Below are 15,349 nucleotides of genomic sequence, written 5' to 3'. Positions count from 1 at the left end.
GGTCAGGCGACGCGGCGCAGGGCGTCGGCCGGGCGCAGCCGGGAGGCCCGCCAGCCGCCGAAGGCTCCCGCGACGAGTCCGCCGGCCACCGCGAGGGCGACGGCGACGAGGATCGTGGTGAGGGAGACCGGTGCGGTGAGCGCGATGTCGAGGGTCTTGGCCGCCGTCTGGCGGCCGGGGCCGCCACCGCCCATCGGGCCGCCGCCCATGCCACCGCCGCCTCCGCCGCCGCCCGTGGAGCCGAGCTGGGCGGTGAGGGTGGGGCTGATGGCGGTCACGGCGTACGCGCCGGCGAGGCCGATGGCGATACCGAGGACTCCGCCCATCAGGCCGTTGACGAGGGCCTCGCCGATGACCTGGCGGGTGACGCGTCCGCTCTTCCAGCCGAGGGCCTTGAGGGTGCCGAACTCCCGCACCCGGCGGCTGACCGCCGAGGACGTCAGCAGGCCCGCGACGAGGAACGCGGCGACGAGGACCGCGACGGAGAGCCACTTGCCGACGCTGGAGGCCAGGTCGGAGGCGGTGGAGAGGGAGCCGGACACCGTGTCGGCGAGGTCGGCGGAGGTGGTGACCGTCGTGCCGGAGATGTTCTTCTGGATGGCGGCCTTGACGGTGTCGATCTGCTGGGAGTCGGCGGCCTGGACGTAGACCGTGGTGATCTTGTCCTTGGCGTCGGCGACGGTCTGCGCCTGCTTCAGCGGGATGTAGACGTTGGCGGCGGCGTCGCCGCTGTCCGCCGTGGAGACGCCCACGATCGCGTAGGCGGTGCCGGAGATGGTGACGGTCTTGCCGACCGCGAGTTCCTTCTCCTTGGCGTAGGCGGAGTCGACCACCGCGACCTCGGCGTCGGTCTCCGTGGCCTTGAAGGTGCGGCCGGAGGTGACCTTGGACGAGGTCAGCGGGCCGAGGTCCTGCTGGGTGACGTCGGTGCCGTACACGGTGAAGGAGTTGACGTCGAAGGAGGCTCCGCCGCCCTCGACCCGGCCCTGCGGCTGGCCGCCGCCCTGGCCGCCGCCGGGTCCGCCCTGGCCCTGCCCGGAGCTCCCGTCCTGCTTGAACTCGCCGCGCTTGAACTGCCCGTCGACCTTCATGACCGTCAGGCTCAGCCCGCCGACGGCGTCCGCGACGCCGTCCTGCTCGCCGACCTTGCCGACGGTGCCGGCGGCCAGTGTCTGGAAGCCCTGGACCATGACCCGGTCGGTGCTCTGGGTCGCGTCGTCGTCGTCCTTGGCGTCGAACTCGAACCGGGGGCGCTCGGTGCCGCCGGATCCCGGTGCGGCCGCGGCCTTGGTCACCGTCATGTCCGTGCCCAGGCCGTACAGCGATTCCAGGACCTTGTCCTGGGCCTTGCTCATGCCGGAGGAGACCGAGCTGACGATGATGACGAGCGCAATGCCGAGGGCGAGCCCCGAGGCGACGACGAGCGCCGCCTTTCTGCGGCGGCGCAGCTCGCGCCGGAGGTAGGTGAAGAACATGGCGCGAAGATATGGAGCGGGCGTGATGAGGAGTTAAGGCTGCGATGAGAGCTGGATGAGAACGCTGCCGGAGCGCCTACGCCGGAGGCGGCGGCGCCCGGAAGGTTCCGGGTGCCGCCGCCTCCGGGGGGAAGGGGCGTGCTCGGCGTCAGGCGGCGGAACCCGCCGTCCACTCCGACCAGTTCATGTTCCAGCCGTTGAGGCCGTTGTCGGGGGCGATGGTCTTGTCCGGGGAGTTCGTGACGACGACCACGTCGCCGATCATCGAGTTGTCGTAGAGCCAGGCGGCCGGGGTGTTCGAGTCGCCGGCGCCCTTGGTGTCGGACAGGCCGACGCATCCGTGGCTGGTGTTCGCGCTGCCGAAGATCGACTTGGCGCCCCAGTAGTTGCCGTGGATGAAGGTGCCCGACGTGGACAGCCGCATGGCGTGCGGGACGTCCTTGATGTCGTACTCGCCCTTGCCGTCGTCGTCCGTGAAGCCGACCGTCGAACCGTCCATGCGGGTCTCCTTGAACTTCTCGGAGATCACCATCTGGCCGTTGTACGTCGGGTTGTCGGAGGATCCGGCGGAGATCGGGATGGTCTTGACCGTCTTGCCGTCACGGGTGACGGTCATGGTGTGCGCCTTGGCGTCCACGGTGGAGACCTGGTTGCGGCCGACCTTGAAGGTGACCGTCTTCTGCTGGACGCCGACGACGCCGTCGGCGCCCTCGACGCCGTCCAGGGACAGCTTCAGGGTGACCGTGGAGCCGCCCTGCCAGTAGTTCTCGGGGCGCAGGTCCAGGCGCTGGTTGTTGAACCAGTGCCCGACGACCTCCTGGCCGCTGCTCGACGTCACCTTGATGCCGTCCTGGACGGCCTTCCGGTTGGTGATCGCCTTGTTGAAGTTGATCGAGACGGGCATGCCGACGCCGACGGTGGAACCGTCCTCGGGCGTGAAGTTCCCGATGAAGCTGTTCTCGGGCGAGACCGTGGTGAAGGAGCTGTTGGCGTGGGCCTGCCGGTCCTTGGAGTCGGCCGCGGTGGCGCTGATCTTGTACGTCGTCGAGCGCTCGAGCTGGCCGCTGGGCTTCCAGCTGGAGCCGTCGGACGCCAGGGTGCCCTCGACGGCCGTGCCGTCCGCCGTGGTCATGGTGACCTCGGTGAGCTTGCCCTTGGCGACGGTGACCATCGCGGCGCTGTTGATGCTCGCGTTCGTCGCGCCGTTCTTCGGCGCGATCGTTATCTGGGCCTCGGAGGTGTCCTTGGCCGCGGCCTCGTCGACCTGCGCCTGTGACGTCTTCGAGCCGTCGGCGCTGGCACCCGTGCTTCCGCCGTCGTCGCTGCAGGCCGAAAGCACCAGCACGCCGCCGAGCAGTGCGGAGGCGGCCATCAGGCCCCGGCGCCGCTTGCTGTCCGTCATCACACGCTTCTCCATCGTTGCCGATTCCCCAAGATCCCCGGACAGGGTCGCCGGACGGCGATCCCCCGTCAATGTTCCAAGAACACCTCGAGCGGGTCTTCCGTTCCACATCCCGCGAAGATGTGGGGAACACCACTCATCGACGCGCCCGGGTCCACGGCGGTTCCCGCCGTCTCCGAGGAGTGCCCCGCGGGCGTCAGCGTTCCGTGTTCCCGCCGCCTTCTTCGTCGTCGGTCTCATTGTCCTCGATCCCGTAGTACTCCTGGTCCCCGTCCTCTCCTGCGGCCCAGTCCTCGGCGTCGGGGTCGTAGTCGATCGTCTCGCTGCTCCAGGAGGCCTGGGCGAGCTCGACCCCGGGCACCTGGCTGATCAGATCGAACGGGTCGATCAGCGAGGCGACGGCCTCCGCTGCGTCTTCCCTGACCGTCTCCTCCGCATGCACGCGCTCCTCCGGGGACTCGTCGGCGGAGGAGCCGGAGGAGGCGAAATCGGCGGCGATGCTCTCCAGTGCCGTGCCGGTCAGGGCGTCCGCGTCGCTGATCTCCAGCACCATCTCCACGCGAAGCCGAACAAATGAGGGTGTCGTCGAAGTGCTCATGAGGGGGAGCGTAAGGCTCCCCGGAGCCCTGACTTTCCTCCGACCCGCTGCTTTGCTTAGCATCGGCCCGCAGGGCTAACTGATGGTTGTCGCAAGGGGATCGATTCTGTGTCCATGGCTCGTCGCACGCTGCTGACCACCACCGCGGCAGGCACCCTGCTCTGTGCTCTCTGGTTCGTCCCCTCCGCCAACGCGACCGGCGAGGAGGGCCCCGCCGGCACGTCCGCCGCGACCTCCACCGGGGTCCGGCAGGCATCCGCGACCGGGGTGCGGCAGGCGTCCGCGGCCGGGGAGTCCGCCTCCGGGGCGAGGCTGGCCGACACGGGCACGGGGACGGACACGACGCCGTACCTGATCGGCGGCACCGCCTCGCTGTGCGTCGGCGCGGGGTTCGTGGCGTACTCGGTCCGCCGGGGCGGCACGCCGGTCACCGGCCTCTGAGGCGGGTGGGGGCCGGCGTACCGGCCCCCACCGCGGGAGGTCAGGCCAGCGGGCCGGTCACGCCCTCCACGGCCTCGACCAGCCTGCCCTCGCGTACGAAACGGTCGGCGGCCTCCAGGTCCGGGGCGAGGAAGCGGTCGGGGCCCGGCCCCTGGACCCCGGCGGCCCGCAGCGCCGCGATGACGGCCCGGGACGCGGGTGCGGGGGTCAGCCCCTCGGCGACGCGCAGTTCGACGGCGCGCGTGGCGGCGTACAGCTCGACGGCGACGATCCGCGTGAGCCCGTCGACGGATTCCCGGAGCTTCCGCGCGGCCGACCAGCCCATGGAGACGTGGTCCTCCTGCATCGCGGAGGACGGGATCGAGTCGACGGACGCCGGGACCGCGAGCCGCTTCAGCTCGCTGACCAGGGCGGCCTGGGTGTACTGGGCGATCATCAGCCCGGAGTCGACGCCGGCGTCGTCGGCGAGGAACGGCGGCAGGCCGTGCGAGCGGTTCTTGTCGAGCAGCCGGTCGGTGCGGCGCTCGGTGATCGACCCGAGGTCGGCGGCGACGATGGCCAGGAAGTCGAGGACGTAGGCGACGGGGGCTCCGTGGAAGTTCCCGTTGGACTCCACCCTGCCCCCGGGCAGCACGACCGGATTGTCGACGGCCGCGGCCAGTTCGCGGTCGGCGACGAGCCGCCCGTGCGCGAGGGTGTCCCGGCCGGCGCCGTTCACCTGGGGCGCGCAGCGCACCGAGTAGGCGTCCTGGACCCGGGGGGCGGCGTCCTGGTGGTGGCCGGTGAGGCCGGACCCGGCGAGCACCCGCAGCATGTTGCCGGCGGAGACGCCCTGGCCGGGGTGCGGGCGGATGGCGTGGAGCTCCGGGGCGAGGACCCGGTCCGTGCCGAGGAGCGCCTCCAGGGAGAGCGCGGCGGTGATGTCCGCGCTGGTGTAGAGGTTCTCCAGGTCGGCGAGGGCCATCACCAGCATGCCCAGCATGCCGTCGGTGCCGTTGAGGAGGGCGAGGCCCTCCTTCTCGCGCAGCTCGACGGGGGTGATGCCGTGCGCCGCGAGGAGTTCGCCGGCCGGCCGCACGACGCCGTCGGAGCCCTCGGCCTCGCCCTCTCCCATCAGGGTCAGGGCGCAGTGCGAGAGCGGCGCGAGGTCGCCGGAGCAGCCGAGCGAGCCGTAGGCGTGGACGACGGGGGTGATGCCCGCGTTGAGCACGTCGGCCATGGTCCGCGCGACCTCGGGGCGTACGCCGGTGTGGCCCGAGGCGAGCGTCTTGAGCCGCAGGAACATCAGCGCGCGGACGACCTCGCGTTCGACGTGCGGGCCCATGCCCGCCGCGTGCGAGCGGACGATGTTGCGCTGCAACTGCGCCCGCAGTTCGGGGCTGATGTGCCGGCTGGCGAGGGCGCCGAAGCCGGTGGAGACCCCGTAGACCGGCTCGGGCCTGGCGGCGAGGGCGTCGATGACCTCGCGTGCGGCGGAGAGCGCCTCGACGGCGGCGGCGGAGAGCTCGACCCGGGCGCCCTGCCGGGCCACGGCGACGACGTCCTCGGCGGTGGTGCCGGACGTCCCCACCACGACTGTATGCATATCCATATTCAGAACCCTACGGACTGAAACCGTTCATGTCATCAGTGGTCGTGCGGTTGACCCCTTACCCGTCGCCGCCCGGCGGATTGCCGCGCAGCCCGCGGCGGTCGTGCGGCGACCGGGGCGGGGAGTCGGCGAGCCGGATCACCTCGCCGTCGCGCCCCGCGACGACCGGCCGCCCGGAGCGGGCCGCCTTGGCCTGGTACTGGGCGGCGTCCGCCAGCCGGAAGAGCCGGCGCGCGGACCGCACGGGCCCGATCTCGTCCCCGGTGGACGCGACCCCGCAGGCGACGCCGTTGCCGGGGTCCAGGACGACCGCCCGCGCGCACAGCTCCTCGGACACCCGGACCACGTCGTCCGCCGGGGGCCCCACGGCCAGCAGGCAGAACTCGTCCCCGCCCAGGCGCGCGGACAGGGCGCCGGGGAGCATCGCGCCGCAGAGGGAGAGCACCGAGCCGAAACGTTCCAGCAGCCGGTCGCCGACCGCGTGGCCGTGCGTGTCGTTGACCTCCTTGAGGCCGTTCAGATCGCAGACGACCAGGCTGACCACGACCCCCTCGGTCCGGTACAGGTCCACCGCCTCGTCGAGGCGGAGATCCACCGCCCTGCGGTTCGCCAAACCGGTCAGCGGGTCCGTGAAGGCCAGCTTGCGGACCTCCTCCAGCCGTTCGGTCTGCGCGATGCCCGCGGCGACGACGGCGGCCAGTACGGTCGCGAAGTCGGCGTCGTCCCGGTCGAAGACCGGGGCGCCCGAGGGCCGGGCCACGTACAGCTCCCCCCAGGCGCGCCCGTGCAGCACGATCGGCGCGACCACACAGCAGCCCCGCCCCCTCCGGCGCAGCGCCGCCACCCGCTGGTGGCAGTACGGGCGGGCCCCGCGGGCCGGGGCGCCCGCCCCGGGGGCGCCGTCGGCGGTCTCCACCCAGGCGTCGGGCTCACCGCCGCCCGCCCACCGCTCGTGCAGGAACTCGGTGATCTCCGGGAACTGGTGCACCGGGTAGGCCTCGCACTCGGGGAACTCCTCCTCCCCCTCGGCCCGCTCGCCCGCGTTCACCAGCACGCGCAGCCTGCCCCGGTCCCGTTCCCACACGGAGAGGGCGGCGAAGCTGCCTCCCAGCGCCTCGCACGCCCCCACCGCCGCGGCATGCCAGGACTCGCGCGGCGTGTAGGCCGCCGCCATCGTCTGTGCCAGCGCAACCACGGCGCGCAGCCGCGCATCATCACCGCCCATCGCCCCAGCTTAGGTAGGTCTGTGACGATTTGATCAGTTGGCAGCGCTGATGATCTTCGGATGGCTCACCGGGTCACTCGCCGGGCCAGTCGGGCTTCCGCTTCTCGTTGAACGCGGCGACGCCCTCGGCCCGGTCGCCGGAGAAGGCCACGGACCGCCACGCGGCGTCCTCCACCTCCAGACCGGCCCGCAGGTCCAGCCCCTGCCCCAGCCGCAGGGCACGCTTGGCGGCCCGCAGGCCCACCGGGGAGTTCGCCGCGATCCGGCCGCCGAGGGCCAGGGCCTCCTCGCGGTCCCGGCCCGCCTCCACCAGTTCGTCGACCAGCCCCAGCTCGCGCGCCTCGGCGGCCTCCAGGCGCCGGGCGGTGAAGACCAGCTCGGCGGCGCGCGCCGCGCCGACCCTGCGGGGCAGCAGCTGCGTACCGCCGCCGCCCGGGATGACGCCGACGGACACCTCGGGAAGGCCGACCACGGCCGTGCGGTCGGCCACGATCACGTCGCAGGCCAGCGCGAGCTCGAAGCCGCCGCCGAGGGCGTACCCGTGCACGGCGGCGACGACCGGCATGGGCAGCTCCAGCACGCCGGTGTAGGCGGCCCTCGCCGTGGGCCGCTGGCGCACGAGCTCGGCGTCGGTGAGGGAGTTCCGCTCCTTGAGGTCCGCGCCCACGCAGAAGGCCCGCTCGTGGGTGGAGGTGAGCACGGTGGCCCGCACCCCCGGGTCGGCCCCGAGCGCGGCGCAGGCCCCGGCGAGGGCGCGCGCCATCGCGGTGCTCACGGCGTTCATCGCCGCGGGCCGGTCCAGTACGAGCTCCGCCACGTGCCCCTGGTCCCCGTGGCGGCGTACGACGACGAATTCCCCGAACCTCTGCTCGGACGTGACACCCATGACTGCACCCCTCCGGTTGACGAGCGTTACCGGGATCCTAGGGTGCGGCCCCGCCGGGCCCGTCGCGCCGGGTCAGGACGACGGCTTGCCGCGCCGGGCGAGCAGCCACGGCTCGACCACGCCCAGCCCCCGCACCGGGCGCTGCCACATCGGCTGGAGCCCGAAGCGGTACGTCGGCAGCGGAGGCTCGGTGTCCTGGCGGCGGCCCGCCTCGCCCGCCAGCCGTGCCCGCTCCGCCGCGGCGGCGGTCTCCTCGGCCTCGGAGGCGGGGGCGTCGCCGGTGCGGATCAGTTCCGCGGCGAACGCCCCGTCGACCAGCACCGCGTCCTTGGGCGCTATCGACGTCAGCCGGCTGGCCAGGTTCACCGTCGTGCCGAACACGTCGCCCATGCGCGTGGTGACCGTGCCGAACGCGATGCCGACCCGCAGCGAGGGCATCGTCGTGTCCTGCGCCATCGCCTCGACCAGCCGGAGCGCTATCTCGCCCGCCGTGCCCGCGTCGTCCGCGGCGAACAGGACCTCGTCGCCGAGGGTCTTGATGAGCCGTCCGCCGTGCGCGGCGACCAGGTCCGCCGAGGTGGTCTCGAAGGCCTCGACCAGTTCGCCGAGCTCCTCCTCCTCCAGCCGTCTGGTCAGGCGGGTGAAGCCGACGAGGTCGGCGAAGCCCACCGCGAGCCGCCGGTCGACCATCTCCTCGTCGTCCGCCGCCTGCACGACCCGGCCGGTGGCGGCGGCGAGCTGGCGCCGCCACACGTAGACCAGGAACTCCTGCAACTCGGGCAGGAGCAGCTCGACCAGCGGATAGGTGACCTCGGTCCGGGTCATTCCCGGCTCGGGCGGCTCGGTCAGGCCCTCCAGGAAGGAGTCGATCTGCCACTCGGCGAGCCGGGCGGTGGTCTGCCCGGTCGAGCGGGCCACCTGGATCGCCATCGGCTCGCTCAGCAGCCCGGCCTCGACCAGACCGGCGAGCCGGCGCAGCGCCAGGACGTCGGCCTCGGTGAGCGCCTTGGCCTGCCCGATGTCGGCGAAGCCCATGGCCCGCCAGAAGCGGGACGCCAGGTCCATGGAGACACCGGCGGTCCGGGCCGCCTGGAACGGCGTGTAGTGGCGGTCGGCCCCCAGGATCAGGGCCTCCAGCCGGATGGCGAGCGGGTCGTCGCTCGGTTCGGCCGTGTGGTCGACCTCGTGATGCGGTGTCGAGTGGACGGACGGTCCCGACGAGGGCTCCGCGCCGTCGTCGGAGTTCGTGTCGTCGACGGTCACCGGCCGCCTCCTGCCCGTTCCCTGCGCACTGCCCTGCCGATCTGTCGCTGGATCGCCTCAACGATACGGCAGGTGTGCCCTGGCTCACGTCCCCGGTGGCGCGGTCGCGGGCAGGTCGCGGGTGACATCACCCGTATGTGCGGGGGCACGGATCAGGTGAGCCCGCCCTCCTCCCCGCGCAGGTGGACGATGTCGCCGGCCGAGACGGGTTCCTGGAGGCCGTCGCCCGTGGCCAGCACGAGGCGTCCGTCCCCGTCGATCGCGACGGCCTCACCGATGAGGGACCGGTCGCCGGGCAGCTCGGCCCGCACCCGCCGGTCGAGCGTGGCGCAGCCCGCCGCGTAGGCCGCCTGGAGCCCGCTCGCGGCGGCGTCGCCGTCGGCCTCGCGCCACTGCCCGTACCACTGTTCCAGCGAGCGCAGGACGGCCCGGAGCAAGGTCTCGCGGTCGGTGGAGACCGCTCCGGCGAGCGCCAGCGAACCGGCGTGCGGGGCGGGCAGCTCGGCCGCGCGCAGCGAGACGTTGAGGCCGATGCCGATGACGACGCCCTCCCCGGCGCGTTCGGCGAGGATGCCCCCGGTCTTGCGTTCCGTGCCGCCGATCGTCACCAGGAGGTCGTTGGGCCATTTCAGTGCCATGTCGACGCCGGCCGACTGCGCGAGGCCGGTGGCGGCGGCGACACCCGCGAGCAGCGGCAGCCATCCCCACCGCTCGGCCGGGACGCCGCCGGGGGTCAGGTAGACGGAGAGGAAGAGGCCGGAGCGGGGCGGTGCCGTCCAGCTGCGGTCGAGCCGGCCGCGGCCCGCGGTCTGCTCCTCGGCGACGAGCACCGTCCCTTCGGCCAGACCGCCGCCGGCGGCCCGGGCCGCGAGGTCGGAGTTGGTGGAACCGGTCGCGTCGACGATGTCGAGCGAGGTCCACAGGCTGCCCGGCTTCAGCAGCCCGCGGCGCAGCGCCGCGGCGTTCAGGGGCGGCCTGTCGAGGTCCGACCAGCGGTTGTGCGGCGCATCGGGAGGTGTCATGCAACCCAGATTAGGTGTGTCAAACGACGCACTGCCGAACGGTATCCACGCCGATACGCTACGGGTCAGTAGCATCCACCCGCCGACGAGCAGGGCGCCGTCGAGCACGTACCGGTCCATCACCTTGACCCGGTGGACCGGCCGTCCCGTGACAGACAGGGAGCCGCCACCCGATGTCCGAGCCGCAGAGCGACATCCACACCACCGCGGGCAAGATCGCGGACCTGCAGCGCCGTATCGAAGAGGCCACGCACGCGGGTTCCGCCCGTGCCGTCGAGAAGCAGCACGCGAAGGGCAAGCTGACAGCCCGTGAGCGGGTCGGGCTGCTGCTCGACGAGGGTTCCTTCGTGGAGCTCGACGAGTTCGCGCGGCACCGGTCGACCAGTTTCGGCATCGAGAAGAACCGCCCGTACGGCGACGGGGTCGTCACCGGGTACGGCACGGTCGACGGCCGGCCCGTCTGCGTGTACTCGCAGGACTTCACCATCTTCGGCGGCTCGCTGGGCGAGGTCTACGGAGAGAAGATCGTGAAGGTCATGGACTTCGCGATGAAGACCGGCTGCCCGGTCATCGGCATCAACGACGGGGGCGGGGCCCGCATCCAGGAGGGCGTCGTCGCCCTCGGGCTGTTCGCCGAGATCTTCCGCCGCAACGTCCACGCCTCGGGGGTCGTCCCGCAGATCTCCCTGATCGTCGGGCCGTGCGCGGGCGGGGCGGTCTACTCCCCCGCGATCACCGACTTCACGGTCATGGTCGACCAGACCTCGCACATGTTCATCACCGGGCCCGACGTCATCAAGACGGTCACCGGCGAGGACGTCGGCTTCGAGGAACTGGGCGGCGCCCGCACCCACAACACCACGTCGGGCGTGGCCCACCACATGGCGGGCGACGAGAAGGACGCCATCGAGTACGTCAAGTCCCTGCTGTCCTACCTCCCGTCGAACAACCTCTCCGAGGCCCCGGCCTTCCCGGAGGAGGCGGACCTCGCGACGACGGACGAGGACCGTGAACTCGACACGCTCATCCCGGACTCGGCGAACCAGCCGTACGACATGCACACCGCCATCGAGCACGTGCTCGACGAAGGCGAGTTCCTGGAGACGCAGGCCCTGTTCGCGCCGAACATCGTCACCGGCTTCGGCCGCGTCGAGGGCTACCCGGTGGGCATCGTCGCCAACCAGCCGATGCAGTTCGCCGGCTGTCTGGACATCAACGCGTCCGAGAAGGCCGCGCGCTTCGTCCGCACCTGCGACGCCTTCAACGTGCCGGTCGTCACCTTCGTCGACGTGCCCGGCTTCCTGCCGGGCGTCGACCAGGAGTACGGCGGCATCATCCGCCGCGGCGCGAAGCTCATCTACGCGTACGCCGAGGCCACCGTCCCGCTGATCACCGTCATCACCCGCAAGGCGTTCGGCGGCGCCTACGACGTCATGGGCTCCAAGCACCTGGGCGCCGACCTGAACCTGGCGTGGCCGACCGCGCAGATCGCGGTGATGGGCGCGCAGGGCGCGGTGAACATCCTGCACCGCCGCACGATCGCCGCCGCCGAGGACCCCGAGGCCACCCGCGCCGAGCTGATGACCGGTTACGAGGACGCGCTGCTCAACCCGTACGTCGCGGCGGAACGCGGCTACGTCGACGCGGTGATCATGCCGTCCGACACCCGGGCGCACCTCGTGAAGGGCCTGCGCCAGCTCCGTACGAAGCGCGAGTCGCTGCCGCCGAAGAAGCACGGCAACATCCCCCTCTGAGCACCCGGGAGCCACCATGATCAAGGTCGTACGGGGCAATCCGACCCCGGAGGAACTGGCCGCGGCCCTCGCCGTGGTCCGGGCGCGTGCCGCGGCGGTGGCCGCACCGCGGTCCGGTGCGCCGCTGCCGCCCGAGCAGTGGTCCGACCCGGGGCGGATCGCCCGCCGCGGCGCGCTCAGGCCGGGGCCCCGGTCCTGGGCGCGGACGTACTGGCCCTCCTGACGGCGGGCCGCGGAGCGGCGCTTGAGTACGCGTACTCAGGCGCCGCGGCCGTGCCCGGAGCACCATCGGAACCATGCTGTGGTCCGACCCCGAGAACAAGCCGCCGAAGGAACTGCGCGACGCCCAGGACATGATGCGCCGCGCGGGGCTGCTGCTGGCGCTGGCCATGGTCGTGGCGATGTTCGTCCTGGGCGTCCGCTGAGCGGTGTCCGGCACGGGCGTCCGCCGTGGGACGGCCCCGCCTACGATGGCGGGCATGACTGCTCAGCGCCGCCTCGTGCTCGCCTCCGCCTCCCCCGCCCGCCTCGGTCTCCTGCGTCAGGCGGGTTTCGCCCCCGAGGTGATCGTCAGCGGTGTGGACGAGGACGCGATCGAGGCCCCCACCCCGGGTGAGCTGGCGCTCGTCCTGGCCGAGGCGAAGGCCGCCGCGGTGGCGGCCCGTCCCGAGGCGGCGGGGGCGCTCGTCATCGGCTGCGACTCGGTGCTGGACCTGGACGGCGAGGCGCTCGGCAAGCCGGCCGACGCCGAGGAGGCCACCGCCCGCTGGAAGTCCATGCGCGGCCGGTCGGGCGTCCTGCGGACCGGGCACAGCGTCGTCGACACGGCGACCGGGCGTACGGTCTCGGCGACCGCGTCCACCGTGGTCCGGTTCGGACAGCCGACGGACGCCGAGGTCGCGGCCTACGTCGCCTCGGGCGAGCCGCTCCACGTCGCCGGGGCGTTCACCCTGGACGGCCGCTCGGCGCCGTTCGTCGAGGCGATCGAGGGCAGCCACGGCAACGTCATCGGGCTCTCGCTGCCGCTGCTGCGGACGCTCCTCGGCGAACTGGGCTTCTCCGTCACCGACTTGTGGGTCTGAGCGGCGCGGACGTCGCGGTGGCGCACGCGTCAGGCCGGCGCCGGGGCCTCCCCGGCGCCGGCCTCTCCCGTTCCCGGGCCGGGCCGCTCGAAGGCCACCAGGGTCAGCACGATCAGCGCCAGGACGGCCATCAGGAACACGAAGGCCGCCCAGCCGATCAGCCCGACCGCCAGCGCGCCCAGCACCCCGTGGACGACCGCGCCCGCGATGAGCGCGATCCGGCCGAAGCGGCCCGGGGCCCGGTCGCGTATCCCGGCCAGCAGCGGGATCAGCCCGCAGAGCACCAGCAGCACCCCGGAGACGACACCCAGCACCCAGGTCCCGGTCACCATGGCGTCCGGGTCCATCCCGGCCAGGGACATGCTCTGGTTGTCCGCGACCGTCGCGAGGACGCCGTTGACGATCACGATGCCCACGGCTTCCACGAACAGAACGAGCGCGGTCACGAAGGCCACTGGTCTGCGCACCACGGCGCCCACCCCCTGTTACCTGTAGTACGTCCGGTACAGCGCGGACCCTACTAACGGGTAATGGCTGGGACAAGGGATTGCGCACGACGCCTGTCCGGCTGACGCCGCCCCCGTGGCCGAGGCAAAGATTCCCTCGGCCGTTCGTAGGGAGTCCACAAAGAAACGCCGCGCGCCGTTGACCGTCCGGACAGAGACTTGGGCCACACTTCGTGGCTACTGTGCCGTTGAGGATCCCGGCGTACCGTGGTGCGACAAGGGTTTTCGCGACTCGAGCAAGCCTCGAATCACACTCCGTGTGGGCAAGTTCACTATTGGGGACGGGTCGTACGGCCGTGTCGGTAGTCCCTAAACTCAGCTTGTTCTCAAGGAGGGAGTCATCGTGCGCAAGGTGCTCATCGCCAACCGTGGCGAAATCGCTGTCCGTGTTGCTCGGGCTTGCCGGGATGCCGGAATCGCGAGCGTAGCCGTCTACGCCGATCCGGACCGGGACGCTCTGCATGTGCGCGCGGCCGACGAGGCGTTCGCTCTGGGCGGTGACACTCCGGCCGCCAGTTATCTGGACATGGCCAAGGTGCTCCAGGCTGCCAAGGACTCGGGGGCGGACGCGATCCACCCGGGTTACGGCTTCCTCTCGGAGAACGCGGAGTTCGCCCAGGCCGTGCTCGACGCGGGCCTGACCTGGATCGGTCCGCCGCCGCACGCGATCCGCGACCTCGGTGACAAGGTCGCCGCGCGCCACATCGCGCAGCGTGCCGGCGCGCCGCTGGTGGCCGGCACACCGGACCCGGTGGCCGGTTCGGCGGAGGTCGTGGAGTTCGCGGAGAAGAACGGTCTGCCGATCGCGATCAAGGCCGCCTTCGGCGGTGGCGGCCGCGGCCTGAAGGTCGCCCGCACGCTGGAGGAGATCCCGGAGCTGTACGACTCCGCGGTCCGCGAGGCCGTCGCGGCGTTCGGCCGGGGCGAGTGCTTCGTGGAGCGCTACCTGGACAAGCCGCGGCACGTGGAGACCCAGTGCCTAGCCGACACCCACGGCAACGTGGTCGTCGTGTCCACCCGCGACTGCTCGCTCCAGCGCCGTCACCAGAAGCTCGTCGAGGAGGCCCCGGCCCCCTTCCTGTCCGAGGCGCAGAACGCGGAGCTGTACGCGGCCTCCAAGGCGATCCTGAAGGAAGCCGGCTACGTCGGCGCGGGCACCGTCGAGTTCCTCGTCGGCATGGACGGCACGATCTCCTTCCTGGAGGTCAACACCCGCCTCCAGGTGGAGCACCCGGTCACCGAGGAGGTCACCGGCCTCGACCTCGTCCGCGAGATGTTCCGCATCGCCGACGGCGAGGAGCTCGGCTACGGCGACCCGGCGGTGCGCGGGCACTCCTTCGAGTTCCGGATCAACGGCGAGGACCCGGGCCGCGGCTTCCTGCCGGCCCCCGGCACCGTCACCCGGTTCGACCCGCCCACCGGTCCCGGCGTGCGCCTGGACGCGGGCGTGGAGTCCGGCAGCGTCATCGGCCCGGCGTGGGACTCGCTCCTGGCGAAGCTCGTCGTGACCGGCGCGACCCGTGAGCAGGCGTTGCAGCGTGCCGCGCGTGCGCTGGGCGAGTTCACCGTGGAGGGCATGGCCACCGCCATCCCCTTCCACCGTGCCGTCGTCACCGACCCGGCGTTCACCTCGGACCCCTTCACGATCCACACCCGCTGGATCGAGACCGAGTTCGTGAACGACATCAAGCCCTTCACGGTCCCCGCGGACCAGGACACCGACGAGGAGTCCGAGCGCGAGACCGTCGTCGTCGAGGTCGGCGGCAAGCGCCTGGAGGTGTCCCTGCCGTCCTCGCTCGGCATGAGCCTGGCCCGTACCGGCCTCGCGGCCGGGGCCAAGCCGAAGCGCCGCGCGGCCAAGAAGTCCGGCTCGGCGGCCTCGGGCGACACCCTCGCCTCGCCCATGCAGGGCACGATCGTCAAGATCGCGGTCGAGGAGGGCCAGGAGGTCAAGGAGGGCGACCTCATCGTCGTCCTGGAGGCCATGAAGATGGAGCAGCCGCTCAACGCCCACCGTTCCGGAACGGTGAAGGGCCTGGCGGCGGAGGTCGGCACGTCGATCTCGTCGGGCGCCGCGATCTGCGAGATCAAGGACTGAGTGCTC

15 protein-coding genes are annotated in these 15,349 nt (G+C 72.1%); 6 read left to right on the top strand and 9 right to left on the bottom strand.

All coding sequences use genetic code 11. The annotated features are described in order from the left end of the window. Positions 1–2: 2 nt before the first annotated feature. The 3 genes from ACFVS9_RS01935 to ACFVS9_RS01925 form a co-directional block, all read right to left on the bottom strand. A complete protein-coding gene (locus tag ACFVS9_RS01935) occupies positions 3–1,475 on the bottom strand; it encodes an ABC transporter permease (RefSeq protein ID WP_383117258.1) in 1,473 nt (490 codons plus the stop codon). A gap of 148 nt (positions 1,476–1,623) precedes the next feature. Beyond that, positions 1,624–2,892, bottom strand: a complete 1,269-nt coding sequence (locus ACFVS9_RS01930; protein WP_383117257.1) for an Ig-like domain-containing protein — start codon at positions 2,890–2,892, stop codon at positions 1,624–1,626. Positions 2,893–3,073: 181 nt separating this feature from the next. After that, entirely contained in the window at positions 3,074–3,430 is a 357-nt protein-coding gene (locus ACFVS9_RS01925) for a hypothetical protein (RefSeq protein ID WP_383117269.1), read from the bottom strand. Positions 3,431–3,583: 153 nt separating this feature from the next. Between ACFVS9_RS01925 and ACFVS9_RS01920 the strand changes: the two genes are divergently transcribed. Then, the gene (locus tag ACFVS9_RS01920; protein WP_383117256.1) at positions 3,584–3,916 is read left to right on the top strand and encodes a hypothetical protein; all 333 of its coding nucleotides are present in this window, start codon (positions 3,584–3,586) and stop codon (positions 3,914–3,916) included. A 40-nt stretch (positions 3,917–3,956) separates the two neighbouring features. Here ACFVS9_RS01920 and hutH read toward each other — a convergent pair whose 3' ends face one another. The 5 genes from hutH to ACFVS9_RS01895 all read right to left on the bottom strand — a co-directional run bounded on the left by hutH (position 3,957) and on the right by ACFVS9_RS01895 (position 9,903). Then, on the bottom strand, positions 3,957–5,507 hold the full coding sequence (gene hutH / locus ACFVS9_RS01915; protein WP_389929471.1) for a histidine ammonia-lyase: 1,551 nt from the start codon (positions 5,505–5,507) through the stop codon (positions 3,957–3,959). A gap of 58 nt (positions 5,508–5,565) precedes the next feature. Continuing rightward, positions 5,566–6,732, bottom strand: a complete 1,167-nt coding sequence (locus tag ACFVS9_RS01910) for a diguanylate cyclase domain-containing protein (RefSeq protein WP_383117254.1) — start codon at positions 6,730–6,732, stop codon at positions 5,566–5,568. Positions 6,733–6,805: 73 nt separating this feature from the next. Then, the gene (locus tag ACFVS9_RS01905) at positions 6,806–7,618 is read right to left on the bottom strand and encodes an enoyl-CoA hydratase/isomerase family protein (protein WP_389929470.1); all 813 of its coding nucleotides are present in this window, start codon (positions 7,616–7,618) and stop codon (positions 6,806–6,808) included. Positions 7,619–7,690: 72 nt separating this feature from the next. After that, positions 7,691–8,881, bottom strand: coding sequence for an adenylate/guanylate cyclase domain-containing protein (locus ACFVS9_RS01900; RefSeq protein ID WP_383117252.1), 1,191 nt, complete (start codon positions 8,879–8,881; stop codon positions 7,691–7,693). Between the two features lie 152 nt (positions 8,882–9,033). Then, positions 9,034–9,903 (bottom strand): biotin--[acetyl-CoA-carboxylase] ligase, encoded by an 870-nt coding sequence (locus tag ACFVS9_RS01895; RefSeq protein ID WP_389929468.1) that lies wholly within the window; start codon positions 9,901–9,903, stop codon positions 9,034–9,036. A 173-nt stretch (positions 9,904–10,076) separates the two neighbouring features. Between ACFVS9_RS01895 and ACFVS9_RS01890 the strand changes: the two genes are divergently transcribed. The 4 genes from ACFVS9_RS01890 to ACFVS9_RS01875 all read left to right on the top strand — a co-directional run bounded on the left by ACFVS9_RS01890 (position 10,077) and on the right by ACFVS9_RS01875 (position 12,739). Further along, on the top strand, positions 10,077–11,657 hold the full coding sequence (locus ACFVS9_RS01890; RefSeq protein WP_389929466.1) for an acyl-CoA carboxylase subunit beta: 1,581 nt from the start codon (positions 10,077–10,079) through the stop codon (positions 11,655–11,657). Between the two features lie 16 nt (positions 11,658–11,673). Further along, complete coding sequence (locus ACFVS9_RS01885; protein WP_383117249.1) at positions 11,674–11,880, top strand: acyl-CoA carboxylase epsilon subunit; 207 nt, start codon at positions 11,674–11,676, stop codon at positions 11,878–11,880. Positions 11,881–11,953: 73 nt separating this feature from the next. Beyond that, on the top strand, positions 11,954–12,082 hold the full coding sequence (mmpB, locus tag ACFVS9_RS01880; protein ID WP_383117248.1) for a morphogenic membrane protein MmpB: 129 nt from the start codon (positions 11,954–11,956) through the stop codon (positions 12,080–12,082). A 45-nt stretch (positions 12,083–12,127) separates the two neighbouring features. After that, positions 12,128–12,739: a nucleoside triphosphate pyrophosphatase gene (locus tag ACFVS9_RS01875; protein WP_389929464.1), complete on the top strand. Its 612-nt coding sequence runs from the start codon at positions 12,128–12,130 to the stop codon at positions 12,737–12,739. A gap of 29 nt (positions 12,740–12,768) precedes the next feature. Here ACFVS9_RS01875 and ACFVS9_RS01870 read toward each other — a convergent pair whose 3' ends face one another. Then, the gene (locus tag ACFVS9_RS01870) at positions 12,769–13,209 is read right to left on the bottom strand and encodes a hypothetical protein (RefSeq protein ID WP_389929462.1); all 441 of its coding nucleotides are present in this window, start codon (positions 13,207–13,209) and stop codon (positions 12,769–12,771) included. A 379-nt stretch (positions 13,210–13,588) separates the two neighbouring features. On the opposite strand from ACFVS9_RS01870, the gene ACFVS9_RS01865 reads away from it, so the two are divergent. Continuing rightward, the gene (locus ACFVS9_RS01865; protein WP_383117245.1) at positions 13,589–15,343 is read left to right on the top strand and encodes an acetyl/propionyl/methylcrotonyl-CoA carboxylase subunit alpha; all 1,755 of its coding nucleotides are present in this window, start codon (positions 13,589–13,591) and stop codon (positions 15,341–15,343) included. Positions 15,344–15,349 lie beyond the last annotated feature (6 nt).

Origin of the sequence: Streptomyces sp. NPDC058008 (assembly GCF_042886395.1) — a bacterium.
In the GTDB taxonomy this organism is placed as follows: Bacteria; Actinomycetota; Actinomycetes; order Streptomycetales; family Streptomycetaceae; genus Streptomyces.
Note: the sequence above shows the minus strand (reverse complement) of the source record. Positions and strands in the feature narration are given on the sequence as shown.

Excerpts from the sequence above, each read along its gene's own strand:
- ACFVS9_RS01935 (WP_383117258.1), bottom strand. The coding sequence starts at position 1,475 with ATGTTCTTCACCTACCTCCGGCGCGAGCTGCGCCGCCGCAGAAAGGCG.
- ACFVS9_RS01930 (WP_383117257.1), bottom strand. The coding sequence starts at position 2,892 with ATGGAGAAGCGTGTGATGACGGACAGCAAGCGGCGCCGGGGCCTGATG.
- ACFVS9_RS01925 (WP_383117269.1), bottom strand. The coding sequence starts at position 3,430 with ATGGTGCTGGAGATCAGCGACGCGGACGCCCTGACCGGCACGGCACTG.
- hutH (WP_389929471.1), bottom strand. The coding sequence starts at position 5,507 with ATGGATATGCATACAGTCGTGGTGGGGACGTCCGGCACCACCGCCGAG.
- ACFVS9_RS01910 (WP_383117254.1), bottom strand. The coding sequence starts at position 6,732 with ATGGGCGGTGATGATGCGCGGCTGCGCGCCGTGGTTGCGCTGGCACAG.
- ACFVS9_RS01905 (WP_389929470.1), bottom strand. The coding sequence starts at position 7,618 with ATGGGTGTCACGTCCGAGCAGAGGTTCGGGGAATTCGTCGTCGTACGC.
- ACFVS9_RS01895 (WP_389929468.1), bottom strand. The coding sequence starts at position 9,903 with ATGACACCTCCCGATGCGCCGCACAACCGCTGGTCGGACCTCGACAGG.
- ACFVS9_RS01890 (WP_389929466.1), top strand. The coding sequence starts at position 10,077 with ATGTCCGAGCCGCAGAGCGACATCCACACCACCGCGGGCAAGATCGCG.
- ACFVS9_RS01885 (WP_383117249.1), top strand. The coding sequence starts at position 11,674 with ATGATCAAGGTCGTACGGGGCAATCCGACCCCGGAGGAACTGGCCGCG.
- mmpB (WP_383117248.1), top strand. The coding sequence starts at position 11,954 with ATGCTGTGGTCCGACCCCGAGAACAAGCCGCCGAAGGAACTGCGCGAC.
- ACFVS9_RS01875 (WP_389929464.1), top strand. The coding sequence starts at position 12,128 with ATGGCGGGCATGACTGCTCAGCGCCGCCTCGTGCTCGCCTCCGCCTCC.